This is a genomic window from Natronorubrum sediminis (assembly GCF_900108095.1).
Lineage (GTDB): Archaea > Halobacteriota > Halobacteria > Halobacteriales > Natrialbaceae > Natronorubrum > Natronorubrum sediminis.
This window is the reverse complement of the sequence record NZ_FNWL01000005.1, coordinates 228,727-245,055: the sequence shown is the minus strand read 5'-3', so window position 1 is coordinate 245,055 and position 16,329 is coordinate 228,727. Positions and strand designations below refer to the sequence as shown.

Sequence of the window (16,329 nt, the reverse complement as noted above, 5' to 3'; positions counted from 1 at the left end):
CCGTTCTTGCCGTTCCGGCCGTTGTTTTTACCGTTTTTACCGTTCCGGCCGTTTTTCCCTGCGGAAGCGACGCCGCTGAACCCGACGAGACTCAGTCCTGCAACGCCTCCCATTCGAAGCAGACCGCGACGACCAGTAGTCAGATCTTCGTCGACCGTTTCTTGAGTTCGTTTCATATTTTTATTCTCCGGGCGCGTACACGGAAATGGCGTTGCCACTGGTTTAGGATCCCGGTGCAACGCCCCACTGTTGGGACGTGTTATGCCATCTCCGCCTGTACGTTGCCCACTCCTGCACTGATTGCTGGGAGTATTAAACGCGAGACACCGTTTCCAAACCAGACGATGATTTGTTCACCCGTACAATAATTTATGATTCCCAATAAAAAATTCGATCTCATTCTACGTCGCTAACCTATGAATGCAGAGAATCTGGGATATAAGAACCTGTCTATTAAGTTCGCCTATGATTGTCCAGTCCGTTGAACCTATATTGTAATTCTGTTACCAGAAGGTGATCACAATCAATACCAATAAGTCCACAGCCATTAAGATCTGGCTTCGTACTATTAGATATGGTTTCGCCAACTGTAAGTTAACATATTCCGGAGCGGAGCGATTTCTGACCAAATATAATGGTGGTTTTCTTTGCGATAGATAGTTGAATCATTCTGGGCAACAAACACATCATAATTTCGAATTAAACTGGAGGCTCTCTTCGGCTGTGTATGGTCTTAGCAAAAAAAATTGTAGATTGGTAATGTGATTTCTATCAGACCTACACTAGAAGAACAATGCACCACCAATAATACAAAATATTTTATATGTGTGAGGGTATTCTGCGATTCTCGACCAGATCCGACTGTCGCTTGTCGGAAGGAACGTAGCTGCCGTGTCATTACGTCGATTGTCTACAGAAAATCGAGTTCGGGTCATTGATTGGCTCGTCGACTTGCCACACTCACGATCGGTATTCAACCCAACTGCCGGAACTTCTCACCAGTCGAGGGTTTCAACAGAGCCAGAAATTCGAAATTATATAAGAACTGTGCACTTTCGCTTACGTGTCTATCTGTATACGGGACGAGAGCAACCGTCTGCACTAGAGGGGTCGAGGAGATTGCCCCACAGACGACGCTATCGACAGCCAACTGAATGGCCGCGACGACCTGCCCCCTCCGGCCATCCTGCCCGACGACGAGCGCGTGTTCCTCTCGTTTTTCGACGCTATCACCACTCTCGAGAACCCAAGCAACCCACCCCGAGGTGTCCACCCGTAACCGACTCGAGGGACATCGTCCCCACGGACCGGGGGCTGCCTCGGCACGCACACCGTCAGCACCGGCGGCTCGGTCACGCTCTCGAGTGCCGTCCTCGCTGGACGGGACTGGTGTGACGCGCCTCGAGTGCACGCGCTCGCACACGAGACGGGGGTTGCACTCGTTCCTCTGACCACCGCCTCCACAGCCGCGACCCCGATCGCGGACTACGTGCTGTGCACCCGACGCGACACCGTTCGAATCGGCGTCGATCACGTTGCCATCGCCGAACTGGGACTCGAGCCCACCGACTCGGTCCGCGTCTACGACCTCGCGGTGATCGACGACCGACCCGGGCTGTTGCTCGTCGACGCGGCCGACGATCCGTGACTCGAGGCCGATGGCGACACCCACGACGATTCCAACTCCAGCGCACTCGAGGGGTCCGAGTCGTGACCGACGAAATCGAGCGTGGACGACGGCTGTTCACGGAAACCACGCGAGCGTAGTGACCCCTCGAGGCACTCGAAACGACCGACCCCGGCCCGTCGTCGTCACCGTCCAGCTATTTCTGCGTGGCGAGCGTACCGTCTCGCATGTTCCGCGCGATCCTCCCCGAGGGACAGATCGACTGCGAGCGATACGATCACACAGAAAACGGAATCGAACTGTACGACGCGGACGACGCGTTCATCGCGTTCGTTCCCTACGCGAACTTACACGCGATAGCGGACCAGGATCTCTACACGAGTTCGCGGGGAGACGAAGAGCGCTCGATCATGTAATCAGGTCGCGGGCTGTTGATCGATCGCGTCGAGTTGTTCGCGATAGCGGTTGCGAACGGTGACGACGGTCGTCTGTGCCGTGTCGGCAACCGCTCGCTGTGGAATCGTCTCGTCACAGAGCAAGCCGGCGGCGTAAATCGCGGCGGCGGCGAAGCCCGTTGGCGACTTCCCGGAGTGAAGGCCCTGATCGGTCGTCTGGTCGATGATCTCGACGGCTTTCGTTTCGACCCCCTTGTTGACATCTAGCTCGGAGCAAAAGCGTGGCACGAACTGCCTGGGGTTCGTCGGCTCGAGGTTGATGTCGAGTTCGTCGGCAATGTAGCGATAGGTCCGTCCAATCTCTCGTTGGTCCACCCGTGAAACGGCGGTTACTTCCTCGAGGCTCCGTGGAATATCCTCCTTACGGCAGGCCGTGTAGAGGGCGCTGGTCGCGACGCCTTCGATCGAACGCCCGCGAATGAGATCCTGCTCGAGTGCCTGTCGGTAGATGACACTTGCTGTCTCTTTGACGGGCTTTGGAACGCCCAGTGCGCTGACCATCCGATCGATCTCCGAGAGGGCGTACTTGAGGTTTCGTTCGCCCGCGTTCTTCGTCCGAATTCGTTCTTGCCAGACGCGAAGTCGGTGGAGTTGGCCGTGCTTATCGGCCGACATCGAGTGGCCGTTCGCGTCCTTGTTCCGCCAGTCGATCGTCGTCGTGAGTCCGCGGTCGTGCATCGACTGGGTGAGCGGTGCACCGACTCGAGAGAGTTCGTCGTGTTCCTGGGCGTTGAACGCTCGCCACTCCGGTCCGTAGTCGATCGGATCTTCGGTGAGGACGAGCCCACACTCTTCGCAGACACGCTCCCCGCGGTCCGGGTCGTGGACGATCGTATCCGTCTCACAGTCGGGACACAGCCCAGGTGCTGTCTTTTCTGATTCGCTCGTCGTGTGATCGATGATGGACCGCGTCATCAGTAGTGGACGAAGCGGAGCCGCCACTGTAAGGGGCTACCATGGTTTCGCGGGAAACAGTGACTTACGCCAACTGCGTGGTGATTTCCGATCCGAAGAGAGAATGCAAAGAGAGCGACGAACGCTCTCGAGACGACGGTGTCGTGCCCGATCAACGCTTCTGACTGGTTTGAGTACGCCTGTCCAACCCACTATTCGTTTTCGGGCAAGTGCCGCGAAAACGGCAATGCCCGGTTATGTGGTTCGTAAACATGGCACATGAAATGGGTGGATCGTTGTTCCGTGAATCTGTCGTAAATCAGGACTTCACGACGTAAACTCGCCTTTCGCGGGCGAACTGTCGTTTGTCTTTATGTCGTTGCCACCAAACGTTCCGAACCAGTGTCGTGTCGCACCGTTTCCCGCCGCCGTCGGTTCACGTGTCGTTCCCCCGGAAGACGTTGTACGTACGCGAGAGATACTACAACGAAATCGGCCGATACTGCGCGGCCGCTGTGGCCGCTGCGTTCGGTTCGGTTGACACCGATCGCTCCCGTCATCGGACAGGGAGCGAAGCCACTCCGTACCTGCTTTGCAGCGGGTGCGAAACGTGGTTGTCCTTAAGAGTGTCAGTATTGGTGTACAACTTGGTGTGTCAATCGTGACTGCGATTTGCCGATCAAACGGACAGCGGACCCCGTCGTTCCGGGCGTATGGTAGCTACTTCCAATTTCAACCTGTCATCGACACAGACGTCACGACGTTCGGAGGTCGTTCGTGATGTCGTCGATCGACACGTCACTCCCCGACGAAATCACGTCGGTGGCTGACTCGGAGGAAGCCCAACAGCTCTCGAAAGACGTCATCTTCGAACTCCTGAAAAACCGACGTCGACGAGAGGTCCTCTCGTATCTCCTCGAGGCAGAGGAGACGGTAACGCTCGGCGAACTCGCCGAACAGATCGCGGCCTGGGAGAACGACACCGAGGTCACGGCGCTCAGTTCGGACCAACGAAAGCGGGTCTACGTCGCGCTCTATCAGACCCACCTGCCGAAGATGGACGATGCGGGAATCGTCGAGTACGATCAGGACCGCGGCCTGATCTCGCTCGCCGACAACGCCGACTTGCTGATGATGTATCTCGATACGGATACGCACCGCCAGGATCGCTGGGATCGCTGGTACGCAACGCTCAGCGTCATCGGCGCAGCCCTCCTCACCGGTGCGTTTCTCGGTGTTCCACCGTTGTCGACGGTTCCGACGATTGGACTGGCGGCTGTCGTCGTCGTTTCGTTCCTCTTGCTTTCGGCTGCTCACCTCGTGACCAATCGACAACTGGAGCAAAACGTCGACGGCAAACTCTCGCGAATCGAGTAATCGGCCCTGGTGAGACGGGACCGACTGTGCTTTCCGAAATACGGCCGAAGTTCGGACGCTATTCGTCAGTTACCATCTCGAAACAGTCATTGCGTTGAAGCGAGAAGGACTTTTGTTCACGCCGTTCGTAGTAGTCATTGGCTCCCGATGATGTAATCGAATACCGGAGCAGTTCGCGTGCCAGCATCTGTTCCCGTGTCGACGCGGGAGCCACTTTTCAGACGAACCGAGTACAATAGCGGTAGTCACCTCCTTCCATTCGGGAAGCGCTGTCGCTTCCCGTCGCCCACTAGGTCTCTGGCTGGAGTGGTTCCCTCGACGCCGGTTCTGGTGGCTCGGAAACGTCGAGAACCTCGGCACAGAACTGTTCGAGGCGCTCGGCCTGCGAGCGCCAGGCGAACGCCTGACTGTCGACGTAGGCCTGACTGGCGAGTGACTCGCGAAGCCGTGGGGACTCGAGTACCATCCTCAGTTTGTCGGCGAGATCCTGTGGATCGCTGACGCGAGCGAGGAGTCCGTTCTCCCCGTTAGTGAGGTACGTTTTGATGCCTTCGTGATCGGTCGTGACGACCGGGAGTTCACAGGCCATCGCCTCGATGTTCGCCATTCCGAAGCTTTCGTAGTGACTCGGCAGGCAGAACACGTCTGCGCCGGCGTGGTACGCCGGCAGTTCGGGGTGGGGGATCTCGCCGTGAACGACGACTGAATCTGCCAGACCCAGTTCGTCCGCCCGCGCCCGGACCCCTTCTTCCTCACCACTGCCGATGAAGTGCAGTTCTTGGGTGTCCTCGAGTCGAGCAACGGCCTCGAGGAGGTCGTAGATGCCTTTGGTTTCGATGAGTCGCCCCACGAAGAGGATGAGTGGGTCGTCACTCGAAATGGCTGGCTCGACGTCGGGTTGGAACTCGTCGACATCGACACCCGGATAGATGATTTCTCCTACGTCGTACTCGAGTTTCGTTTCGACCTGTTTTTTGGTGTCCTCGGAGTTCACCAGCACGTGTTCCGTTTGGGAGAATCGTTCTCGTAGCGTCCCGCCGATTCCGATTCCCGAGAGTCGGTGGAAGGTGTAGACAGTCGGGATGTCGACGAGATTCGAGAGCAACAGATCGTCGAGGTACTGGGAGGTAAAGAGCACGTCGAGGTGGTCGTTCATATGGTCGATAACGTCGTTTCTCGCGGCCCAGTAGGTCATCAGCAACTTGCTGTGTTCTTGCGTCCCGAGTGGAAGGAAGGGCTCGAGTGATTGTGACCAGTGGTCTTCGAACGAGGGCGTTTCGACGACGGTGACGTCGGAGTGAGTAATGAGCGACGAGAGCTCACCGCGTTGGGTGTAGAGATACACGTCGTTCGAACGGCTGAGTGCCACCGCCATTTGCTGGATGTATACGGCAATACCGCCAGCGTGGCGGGTTCCGGCCGCGTCGTGGTAGAACCCAATTTCCATATCGAACGTGGGGCGTATCATGCAGTTTGTTATTCATTTCGTACGGTCTGTAGTGCTCATCTGAACATATCAGCCCATGTGTCGGCGTCGTTCACTAGCTTCTACCAGAATACGTGCGAATACTACGATTGTCGGTCCCGGTACGTGTTGGACCCTGTCATCGGTATCGGTGATTTCACACGGCTGAAGCGGTGGCATACACCAAATATAACCGGGACCTATCGGTTCTCGACGACTTTCTATTTGACGCGACTGTCGACAGAAAGGAGAGTACGAGAGAGGTGTCCACGGTGTCCGAACCGTCACGTCTCGGAGTCAGTCGGTGAGCCGTCTTCGTGGGCGCTCCCTCACCCATCGCGTCGGATAACGGGTGTGTACTGACAACGATGCTTACTGTTCGCGGACGTTATACTGGATATCGACCGCTGCGTTGCCCACGAGCGTGAAGTCCTCGATGTCACCGTCGAACCAGTACGCATCGAAGTGACCGTCGACGTCACCGGTCACGGATTGCTCTTCGATCACGTCGTCGTCGTCGATCGTCGCATCCTGATAGGTGGACTCGACGACCGCACCGCTCGCCGTGAAGGTGTACTCGCTGGAATCGTCGTCTTCCGTTCCGTCGATCACCAGCGCGTGTGGGAGCAGTTCGTGGTCGCCGTACTCGTCCGGATCGATCACGTCGTCATCGAGGCAGACCGTGGCGTCGCCGTCGATGATCGTCACGTCCGTCAGCGCCCCGGAGAACTCGACCGTTACCGTGTCGTCGGTGACGGAACTTTGCACCGTCGACCCGGACACCGTCGTCGTCTCGTCGTCCTCGGCGGCGGAGGACTCGAGTTCGATCGAGCCGTCGACCGTTACTTCGAAGCTCGTCGGCTCACCTTCTCCCTCGACCTCGAGGGTGTGTGGGTACTCCTCGCCGTAGTCGGCTGGATCGATCTCGTCGTCGTCGAGCGAGACCGTCGCCGGCCCGTCGAGGGTGAGTTGCTCGAGGTCACCGTTGAACCGGAAGGCCTCTTTCCAGTCTGCGACGACGCCGTGTGCGAGCGAACCGTCGACTTCGCCAGCATCGTCGATGGTCGCGCCATCGTAGCTTGAGGGTTCGACGTCACCGTCCACTTCGAACTCGTATCGGGTGACCTCCGAGTCTTCGCCCTCAAAGAGCAGCGTGTGCTCGAGGACGTCGTCGAACTCGTCGGGGTCGACTTCGGTGTTGTTGACGCGAACCGTTGCGTCGCCGTCGACGCTGAGGCGTTCGATTTCGCCCTCGAATCGCCACGCGTCGAGAGCGTCGACGACGGCACCTTCTGCACGGCTCCCGTCGACGTCGGCAGCGTCGTCGATGGTCGCATCGTCGTCCTCGCTCGGTTCGACAGCCTCGCTGACGACGAATTCGTAGCTGGTTGTCTCCACCGTACCGTCGCCGTCGAACGCAATTACGTTAGGGAGTTCCTCGTCACCTGCGTCGTCATCATCTTCTACTTCGTCCCCGCCACTCCCGCCGTCTCTATTTCCCGTAACCGCCTCCTCTGGGGACGTTGGAACGCCGTCGGGGACCGAGAGATCAGGATCCGAACCGGCGCTCGAGGTGTCGACTGCACCGCTCGTCCCGCCGGAGATGGCCCCGCCGTCGAGCGTGGCGTTGGCTCCGTCGTGGGTCAACACGGCGCTTGGGTAGCTCCCTGCTGCGAAGTGACAGTCCTCGGCGACGACGCCGCCGGGGCTGTGCACCCACAGTGGTCGGCCGGAGTCCTCAGTGTAGCCGCCCCAGCTTCCGTAGTCGGTGGAGTAGTCGGTATCGTCGTTGTACGCGACGCAGTTGTGCAGGCTGTCTTCACCGCTTGCGGCGCGGAACGTGGAGACGCCGTTGTTCTTCCCGTAGCAGTCGATCCACGTGATTGCGCCGCCGTTGGCGCTGTTGGAGCAGTAGAAGCCGTTGTTCGGATAGCCTTGAACGTTCATCCGGCGGAACGTCACGTCGGCGCTCGCGTTTCGATGGTAGAACACGGCACCGGGTCCGTGTGCGTGGTCACCACCAGTTTTGTTCGCACCGTCGCCGAGGTAGACGTTGTCGAACTCGACTTCGCCGCCGCCACCGATCGAGAAGATGAAGCCGTCTCCCTGATAGAGGCCGGAGACACCGACGTTCCGAATTGTCGCGTTGTCCCCGACGCTAACGGTAATCGCGTTCCCGTTGGAGACGTCGATTAGCTTGTTCTCGAACGTTTCATTGTCGACGTTGATCGTCTGCCCGCTCGCTTCGATGACCTCGTAGTCATCTTCATCGGCGCCCGAGCCGGTTGCAAACATCGCGGCCGCTGCGGTCGTCGCGCCGGCCAGTTTCATATACGACCGCCGACCGAGTAGGCCAGTCGTCTGCGCTGTCTGTTCTGCCGGTCTTGTTTTGCTACCGACATCTCTATCACCGTCTGATACCGAAGGTTCGCGTGCCATGCAATCGGGTAATATGAAACTACGACCATAAACTTTCTCCTCTCATTAACTTAAAACTTACAGACTGTAACTGGTCTGTGTTAGTTTATTCAGGAAATAATGGGAATTCTCTCATGGAATGTTATATATTTCTGAACGCGATATACTATCAAATAAGACATCATTACTGGAGATAGTGCCACGAGAACGCGTGAGAACGCGTTGTAATCCTCCCTTACGCAATCTAGTGAACGGTTCATCGACTCCGTTCAGATCGGTTCGCGTCGAGCACCGTCCTTCAGTCCGAAAACAAGTATGTGAATAACACGCATAACTACAGTCGCCGTGAGTACACGGCGAGAAAATAGTTCCACTCAACGCGTCTGTACGGGCCGTTGAGCTGTCATCTCCGACGAATTCCGGTCGGCACTCGAGAACGACTCGTTCGTGATCGATCCTCGCGCGCGGACATCACAAATCGAATTTCGGACTCGACGGTGCGCCCGCGAGTGCTGTCGCTCGTAGAAGACGAGTCGACTCGAAAAAAGCCGCGAACGAAGTGGAGAGCAACGGGTGAGTAGTCGCGTCAGCAGGGTGTCGATGCGTCGTTAGTCGCCGCCGAGCGCTGCTTCTTCTGCGCTGGTCGGCGTTCCGTCGGGGATGAACGCTTCGGGATCGGTTCCCGTGTCTCCCTCGAGTTGGACGTTAGAGCCGTCGTGTTCGGCGATGCCGGCTTGCTCGTCGTACTGGCTGTCGATGAGAGCGACGTCGGTGCCCTGCCCGTTGGCACCGGCGTCGATCGCACTGTTGTGGCCGTTCATCTCGATTTGGCAGTTTTCGACTTCGATCGTTCCGGGCGACCAGGCCCAGATGCCACGACCCTCGTAGCCCTCGTCGTCGACGAGGACGCTCGAGTTCGTGATCCGACTCCCCTCGGTTGCGAGGCGGAAGTGGGAGACGTAACAGTTTGCGGCGAAACAGCTGTCGATGTGAATCGTGCCGCCGCCGCCGTTTCCAGGGGCGGAGCCGTAGACGGCGTTGTCCGCGAAGCCCTGAATGTTGACGTTCTGCATATCGATGTGGCCAGCGTGTTCTGGGTTCGCCCAGAATGCCGTCTGGCCGTGACCCGTCCCACTCTGATTTCCGTCATCGGAGCCGTCACCGAGATAGACGTTTTCGATCGTGCTTTCGCCACCGTCGTCGGAGATACCGAACGTCGCGGAACCGGCTCCGGAGACGTTCTCGCCCTCGAATCCGATGTTGCGAACCGTCCAGTCGCTACCGACGGTGGTGATCGTAATATCCTGTCCGGTGGTCATATCGATGAGTTTGTTCTCCCAGGTCTCACCGCTCTCGACGGTGATCTCCTGGTTTTCGGCTTCGATGACCTCGTAGTCGTCCTGAGCGGCGGCCGTGCCGGCCGCACCGAACGTGAATGCCGCGGTCGCGGTTGCAGCCGCCGAGCGAACGAAGCTGCGGCGGTTTAATCCGCTGTTACGGCCAGTAGTCGGTGATGTATCCGTCTCGGACGTACGGGGTTTCTGCGCCATACACTTTCGTAACCTGCCCTTATACTCATAAACTTTTCCTTGGTGATATGGATTAAATTTACAGAATGTATTTCTAACACTGGGGATTATGACAGAATCTGTGGTCACTTAAGTAAGAACTTGTGAATCAGAGTCGGAGTAACTGAACTGTTTGCCCGACCGTTTATCCCGGTAAATCGTGTATTACGCCCTCGAGAGCCCGTTTATGGCACATTTTTCTCTCGAGACAGCAGCAGTTCGCACTCGGCGTAGGCAGGGGCAACGAACGATTCGAGACGGACAATCGATGATTAGTACCGGGTCATCTCGTGACGGGCCACGACGAAGCGATGGGCCACCGACAGAATTGCTCGGTTTCGGCGACTCGATCGAGCGGGGACACCTCTCGAGTCTATAGCTGGTTTCACTCGCACGCACGCGAGGCGCTCAAACACGGACACGAGGGGACGGAGATCACGGGGAACTCGAGTCACCGCTGCTCAGTTACGGACTCAGGTCACCGCTGCTCGTTCACGGACTCGAGTCACTGACTTACGTTGCGAGAACGGTATCCGCTGTTGGGTGTTACCCGCCCCGCTAATCACTCGCGCGTACACTACGCGAACGCTCGTGAACGCTGTTTACGATCGCGCACTACGCGATGCCGGCCACTACCCCAGATCGCGCGAACGCCGCCTCGCTATCAGCGCTCGAGTCCGGCGCTTCGCTCGATCCTTACTGTTCTCCGGAGACGTCGTACATCCGGAACTCGTCGTTCGAGATGATCTTGTCCGCGTCGTCGTCGTACTCGATGGCCTCGAGTGCGGCCTCGCTGTGGTGGAGTTCTTGGTAGACGTCGAGTTCGCGGGTGGTGTCGTACTCCGTGACGACGAAGTTGTACCCCACCCCATTGTACGCGCCGCTATAGTTCCCCGATTCGAACTCGTCTGGCTCGACCGAGCCACTGGCGGTCGTCGCCGCGCCGAGGTTCTCCTCACCTTCGACGCCGTTGATCGCGTGGTCGTATCGGTACGGGTCGGTCCCGTAGCCGACGAGTGGGGTGTCCTCGTCACCGTACTCGAGTGCGGACTCGTAGCCGCTGAATTGGTGGTCGGTCACGTGCTGGCTGGGGCTGTAGATGATCGGCGAGGCATAGACCGTCATCAACCCGAGGATGAGACAGGCCCCGAGGAGGAGGGCTGCGACGGCTGTTCCAGCCGGAACTGTGATCACGTTCGAGAGCGCGCCGATTGCGCGCGCGAGTGCGACGCCGGCGAGGATGGTGAGAATCACGGCGATGAAGCCGATCTGTCGGAATGCCATCGTCGGAGTTCCGACGAAGTACAGGACGAACATGCCCGTCAGCGGGATCAATGCGATCGAGAGGTAGTTGACGAACGACTTCGTCTCCGAGTCGACCGTGGAGCGACCGAGCCAGACGAGCAAGATAAAGAGCCCGACGATCAGCGAGACGACCGCGAGATCGAGAAACATTGTCACGAACAACTCACCGAGGCTGCCGCCGACTTCCTCGAGGGAGGACTCACGCTGGTCGACTTCTGCACCGCCACCGACGTCTTCCTCGAAGATGCCGGCGATGAGTCCTTCGGCAGCATTTCTGAACCGTTCGTTGCTCACCGCCCAGACGGAGAAGATGATTCCGAGTACGGCCGTGTGCGCGTAGGTGGTCGGGTGATCGAGCATCGGGTGGTCGTCGTAGCGCGTTCGCGCGAGATACTGGGCGACGCTGATCGCGCCCAAGAGGACGACGACGTTGATCATCTGCTGTGGGTGGACCAACAGAAGTCCGATTCCCGTGAGGTAGATGAGCAGGCTAAACGGCGACAGACCGAACGGCAGCCGTTCGATCGTCGCTCGGCGATTGAGGTAGGCGACGAACGCGAAGACGACGACGGGCACCAGAAAGAGCGCGTTCGAGTTGGTGTGGATCCCCATGTGCGTCGCGATGTTGTTGATCGGCAACACCATCCAGGAGACGATGGCGGCGATTCCGATCGCCATCCCGTCACCGGCTATTTCGCGAACGACGAGCGGGATGAACACCAAGAACGGAACGAAGACGATGGCGACGGTGAGCATCAATCCCCGCTCGATTGGAATGCCACCCACGTGATAGAGCACCGACGCGATGGCGTGAAAGCCCGGATAGAACAACTCGTGGGGCCCCATCTCGCCGTTGACGATGTCTCGAGTCCAGCCGAGGTGACTCAGCGCGTCACCCATCCCGGAGAAGCGATAGTTTCTGATCGCCGGTAGGCTGACGATGGCCGTTACCGTCGTCGCGCCGAGTGCGACCCCGTAGCCCTGTTCGCGCCCGCGACAGGTCAGTGCGGTACTGACGGCGATCGCTAAGGCGAGGGCGAATCCGACCCAGACTACCGCCGGCGTTGCCATGTAGACCGATGATTCGTACGTCGTCGCGGGGTTCGCTCTCGCGACGAGAATCCCCATCGCAACCGCGAGAAACCCAATAGCAAACGTGACGTTGAGTGTCGACCGTTTCATGCTTTCTCAGAATGGGCGCTGTCCGGTCCAGTAGCGATACGCATGTGTTGGCCGGAGGGTCACCGATAGCGACGTTTGTTATAGGGCTCCTATCCGGAGCGATTTCGGAGAACGACGGGATTGTGCGCGTCACGACTGTGGACAGGTCGACTATCGACGATACCGGAAGCCGATTCTCGCTCGTTCGTCGACTGGGCCGTCCCAATACCACTCGATACCACTCGAGTCGGTGTCTCTGGGCCGACGGACACAGCGTAGACAGTGTTCCCGGCGGCTGGTGACGGGGGGCAATTTCCTCGGTTCGTGGCTTCGACGGCGAAAGTATGGTCGGACTACTCCCCCTCACGCATCGATATGGATTGCATTCTCGAGTTCAGAACGATCAACGATTCTGATGATTTTTGTAGCCGGTCGTGATCGCTCGAGGCGAGCGCGGACAGTGTCTATCCGTCACTGTGACGCCAGTTGAGTGCTACCTATGTCAAAGATTATCATCGACTATGTCGACGCCGACGAGACGACCCTCGAGTGTGACGTTACCACGTCGCGAGACCTCGAGCGGTTCTTCTCGACGGAATCGTTTCGAACCGAGTACGACGTTTCGATCGAGGACGTGCCCGAGGGCATCCTCGTAATTCCGGTCCTCGCACAGGTCTGTCCCGTCGCGTGGGCGAATGGTGCCGACGTCTACGTCGACGAGGTCGACGAAACGTTCGCCTCGGCCCTCTCAGCGGTCCAGGAGTCGCTGTGCTCGATGCACGACTTTCTCGAGGGCGGGACGCTCTACGCGAAAGAGACCATCGACGTCGAACCAGACGCGAGCGGGGAGAGCGGTCTGCTCTTTACCGGTGGCGTCGACTCGACGTGTTCGTACGTCCGCCACCGCGAGGAGGAACCGACGCTGATCAGCATCCGCGGGTGGACGATCACGCCGGATTCGGCCGACGACGAGAAGTGGAATCACCTCCGTTCGCGGACGTCCTCGTTCGCCCAGGAGCACGGCCTCGAGACGTCGTTCGTCGAGTCGAACATGCTCTCGTTTCTCGCCCACCCGATGTTGCTGGCTCATTACAAACGCCACGTTGACGGTGCGTGGTACAGCTCCGTCGGCCACGGCCTCGGCCTGCTCGGCCTCTGTGCGCCGATGGCCTACGCGCGCGGAATGGACGACCTCTACGTCGCCGCGACCCACTGGGAGGGAATCGACCTCGAGTGGGGTTCCCGGCCGGATATCGACGATCACGTCGCGTGGGCGGGCACGCGCTGTCACCACGATTCCTACGACCTCACCAGACAGGAACGACTCGACGCCATCGCCGACTACGTCGACGACGAGGACCCCTCGCTCCAGTTACAGACCTGTAACGTCCGCATGGACGGCAACTGCGGCGAGTGCGAGAAGTGCTACCGGACGGCCGTCGGGCTCCGACTCTCGGGACTCGAGCCGTCGGACCACGGCTACGACTTCGAGCACGACGACTATCGAGAGATCCGTGCCGCACTGGAGGAGGGCCGGTGGGTGCTCGGCCAGGACGAACGCTACATGTGGGAGGACATCCGCGAGCGAACGCTCGAGACGGACCCGTCGTCAGTCGAAGAGGCGGCCTTCTTCGCGTGGCTCGAGGAGGCCGACCTCGACGCGCTCGTCGCCGATGCGGAGCCGCCGCTGTCTCACCGATTGCTCCGCGCGGGCGCGAGAAACACTCCTGCTCGCGTCTACAACACCGTCTATCCGGCCTGGAAGAGTGCGAAAGGGAGTTTTCGGCGGGAACAGGCGAAATAACGGGAGGTGACGATTCGGTGCGGGAAGAGACGATTTGGCGCAGGCGGTGACGATTCGACGCCAACTGGCAACGAGTTAGGAGGTAACGATGGGGGCTCAGACGGCCTGTTGTACTACTCCATCAGTGATTGCGACTCCGGTGAGCGATAACCGGTAAAATGGTACACCGGCCCGTATCAGGTGGGTAGTGCTGTGGCTGTGCAGTGGGCAAATCCTGAATCGACAACGGCTATTCGGCGTGGCGGGTTATCTCTTGGCCGCGCCGTAGTCGACGTGAACGGTCGGGACGCTCGCGGACTCCGGTGCCGGGACGCCGTTCCAGTCGACGAGGTGGATGTTCGTCACTTGTCCGTCGAATCGAAACCGCTGGACGCCGACGTCGATCGTCCCCTCCGCTACGCTGCCGGAGACGACCGGGAGGTTCTCGTCCGATTGCTCGCCGTCCACTTCGAGTTCACCGTCGACGGTGAGTTCGAAACTCGAGGGAACGCCGCGTCCGACGATCGTGACGCAATTCGGGAGTGATTGTGTGTCTGTACCTGCAGTCTGTTCAGGAGGGTCACGTGCCATACGCTGGTAACCCGAGTATTCCGCTATAAGCTTTCTTGTCGATCCAATGGTAGCAATTTGAGACATACGTCTCTGTGATTACTGTTGTGCGTACGCACACTGTTGAGAAGACACGGTTGGTCATCACCAGACGGTGTCAGTTAGGAGCGTATCGCCGAAATCGTGTTTAGGGCGTCCCGAACGAACGGGCGCGGGTCGTCTCGAGTGAGGTAATCGAATCGCGGCTGTGTGAGCAGCGATCGCGCGACGTCGACGACGGCGCTCGAGAATCCGGGCTTTTCGACCAACCCGATGTCGTCGGTGAGAATCGAGTAGAGGTACAGGGCCTCTCCGCGGAGGAGGTGGCCACCGATGCCGCTCTCGTAGACGTCGTCGATTTCGCCCGTTCGCCCGGCGGCTTGCAGCCAGTAGTAGTACGGAAAGTCGGCGCCCGCGCGGACCGTGAAGGGAAGCGACGACCAGAACCGCGGGTTGACCTCCATCAGTTTGAACTGGCCGGTTTCTTCGTCGCGCAGAAACTCGACCATCGCCAGGCCGTGCCACTCGAGTTCGTCGAGCAACGCGAGGCCGGCGGCTTTCAGGGTCGGAATGTCGACTGATTCGCGAAACGAACTGGGCCCGCCGGCGTAGCTGTAGCCCCGTCGCTGTCGGTGCTGGAACGTCGCGACTGCCTCCCCCTCGTCGTAGAGAGCGAAGAAGCCGTACTCCTCGGTCGTCGAGACGTACTCCTGGACTAACGGCACGTGGTGCATCTCGAGTTGGGCGGATTCGGCACTCGTCGTGTGCGTCGACTCGAGGTACGTCGTCGACGGCGGGGCGACGCACGTCTCGGGAGTGTACTCCTCGAGGTACTCGTCGCCGAGAATTGTGTACCGTGGCTTCATGATCCACTGGCGGTCGCCGTCGGGGGGTGCCGTGAACAGGGTCGTCTCGGGTGCGTCGACGCCCGCCGTCTCGGCGGCCGAAAAGAGTCGAATGCGATCTTGGGTTCGCGAGAGCGTCTCGAAATCCGGCCACGGCGTGGCGACGAACTCGGCGAACTCCTCGCGGTACTTCGAGAGCACGTAGATATCCGGCTCCCGAACCGGAACGATCGTTCGAACGTCCGGTCGCTCGGCGAGCGCACGGAGCGCGTCCTTGTACGCGACGAGGTCGTCGTGTGGCGAGGGAACGCGAATCGCTTCTGCACAGTACTTCGAGTGAAACGCGGGGGTCGTCTCGTCGCTCGAGACGACGATAGGTCGGATGCCGCGACGACCAAGCGATCGGACGCAAGCGACACTACTGGGTGCGGCGACACCGGGAATAACGACGGACGCTCGTCCACCCCGGGCGGCAGTATCCATACCTTTCGTTCTCGTATCGGGTAGAAATGTTATGACGTGTCTACAGTGAGCGCCGCCGACGTGCAACGATCCCGCTCGGTTCGCGAGTGCTCCGTTCGATTCCGTCCTAGTCTGGCCAGGCAGCAGACGCCCGTTCGAACGTGGCACTTGAGTCCGCGTCTCCTGATCGTCTCGGAAGTCACCACTACCGACGGAAACGAGGCTGTTGGCGTGATCAGCGCGCCGATCTGGCGAAGACTCGAGTATCGTTTCGGTGTGACAATTTGTTACTATCTCGACTAGGCGCTGGTTGATTGGTCACTGCCAGGTTGGTCGGTCACTGTCGGAACGACGTCCGTC

11 protein-coding genes are annotated in these 16,329 nt (G+C 59.2%); 4 read left to right on the top strand and 7 right to left on the bottom strand.

The window, feature by feature from the left end:
• The first annotated feature begins 1,405 nt into the window (after positions 1 to 1,405).
• Both BLW62_RS17490 and BLW62_RS17485 read left to right on the top strand, forming a co-directional pair.
• A complete protein-coding gene (locus BLW62_RS17490) occupies positions 1,406 to 1,648 on the top strand; it encodes a hypothetical protein (protein ID WP_175459796.1) in 243 nt (80 codons plus the stop codon).
• A gap of 206 nt (positions 1,649 to 1,854) precedes the next feature.
• Positions 1,855 to 2,043 carry a hypothetical protein gene (locus BLW62_RS17485; RefSeq protein WP_090508310.1) on the top strand — a complete coding sequence of 63 codons (189 nt, stop codon included), beginning with the start codon at positions 1,855 to 1,857 and terminating at the stop codon, positions 2,041 to 2,043.
• Here the strand turns inward: BLW62_RS17485 and BLW62_RS17480 are convergent, their stop codons facing one another.
• Positions 2,044 to 2,997 (bottom strand): transcription initiation factor IIB, encoded by a 954-nt coding sequence (locus BLW62_RS17480; RefSeq protein ID WP_090508309.1) that lies wholly within the window; start codon positions 2,995 to 2,997, stop codon positions 2,044 to 2,046.
• Between the two features lie 759 nt (positions 2,998 to 3,756).
• Between BLW62_RS17480 and BLW62_RS17475 the strand changes: the two genes are divergently transcribed.
• The gene (locus tag BLW62_RS17475; protein WP_076583367.1) at positions 3,757 to 4,353 is read left to right on the top strand and encodes a DUF7344 domain-containing protein; all 597 of its coding nucleotides are present in this window, start codon (positions 3,757 to 3,759) and stop codon (positions 4,351 to 4,353) included.
• A 289-nt stretch (positions 4,354 to 4,642) separates the two neighbouring features.
• Here BLW62_RS17475 and BLW62_RS17470 read toward each other — a convergent pair whose 3' ends face one another.
• The 4 genes from BLW62_RS17470 to BLW62_RS17445 all read right to left on the bottom strand — a co-directional run bounded on the left by BLW62_RS17470 (position 4,643) and on the right by BLW62_RS17445 (position 12,291).
• Positions 4,643 to 5,800, bottom strand: a complete 1,158-nt coding sequence (locus BLW62_RS17470) for a glycosyltransferase family 4 protein (protein ID WP_090508329.1) — start codon at positions 5,798 to 5,800, stop codon at positions 4,643 to 4,645.
• Positions 5,801 to 6,190: 390 nt separating this feature from the next.
• Positions 6,191 to 8,257, bottom strand: coding sequence for a hypothetical protein (locus BLW62_RS17465; RefSeq protein WP_090508308.1), 2,067 nt, complete (start codon positions 8,255 to 8,257; stop codon positions 6,191 to 6,193).
• A gap of 587 nt (positions 8,258 to 8,844) precedes the next feature.
• A complete protein-coding gene (locus tag BLW62_RS17455; RefSeq protein WP_090508306.1) occupies positions 8,845 to 9,786 on the bottom strand; it encodes a hypothetical protein in 942 nt (313 codons plus the stop codon).
• Positions 9,787 to 10,500: 714 nt separating this feature from the next.
• A complete protein-coding gene (locus BLW62_RS17445) occupies positions 10,501 to 12,291 on the bottom strand; it encodes a hypothetical protein (RefSeq protein WP_090508304.1) in 1,791 nt (596 codons plus the stop codon).
• A 478-nt stretch (positions 12,292 to 12,769) separates the two neighbouring features.
• Here BLW62_RS17445 and BLW62_RS17440 point away from each other — a divergent pair, with 478 nt between their 5' ends.
• Complete coding sequence (locus tag BLW62_RS17440; protein WP_090508303.1) at positions 12,770 to 14,074, top strand: hypothetical protein; 1,305 nt, start codon at positions 12,770 to 12,772, stop codon at positions 14,072 to 14,074.
• Between the two features lie 246 nt (positions 14,075 to 14,320).
• Here the strand turns inward: BLW62_RS17440 and BLW62_RS17435 are convergent, their stop codons facing one another.
• Both BLW62_RS17435 and BLW62_RS17430 read right to left on the bottom strand, forming a co-directional pair.
• Complete coding sequence (locus BLW62_RS17435) at positions 14,321 to 14,644, bottom strand: hypothetical protein (protein WP_090508302.1); 324 nt, start codon at positions 14,642 to 14,644, stop codon at positions 14,321 to 14,323.
• A gap of 140 nt (positions 14,645 to 14,784) precedes the next feature.
• Positions 14,785 to 15,990: a carboxylate--amine ligase gene (locus BLW62_RS17430; protein ID WP_090508301.1), complete on the bottom strand. Its 1,206-nt coding sequence runs from the start codon at positions 15,988 to 15,990 to the stop codon at positions 14,785 to 14,787.
• Positions 15,991 to 16,329: the final 339 nt, after the last annotated feature.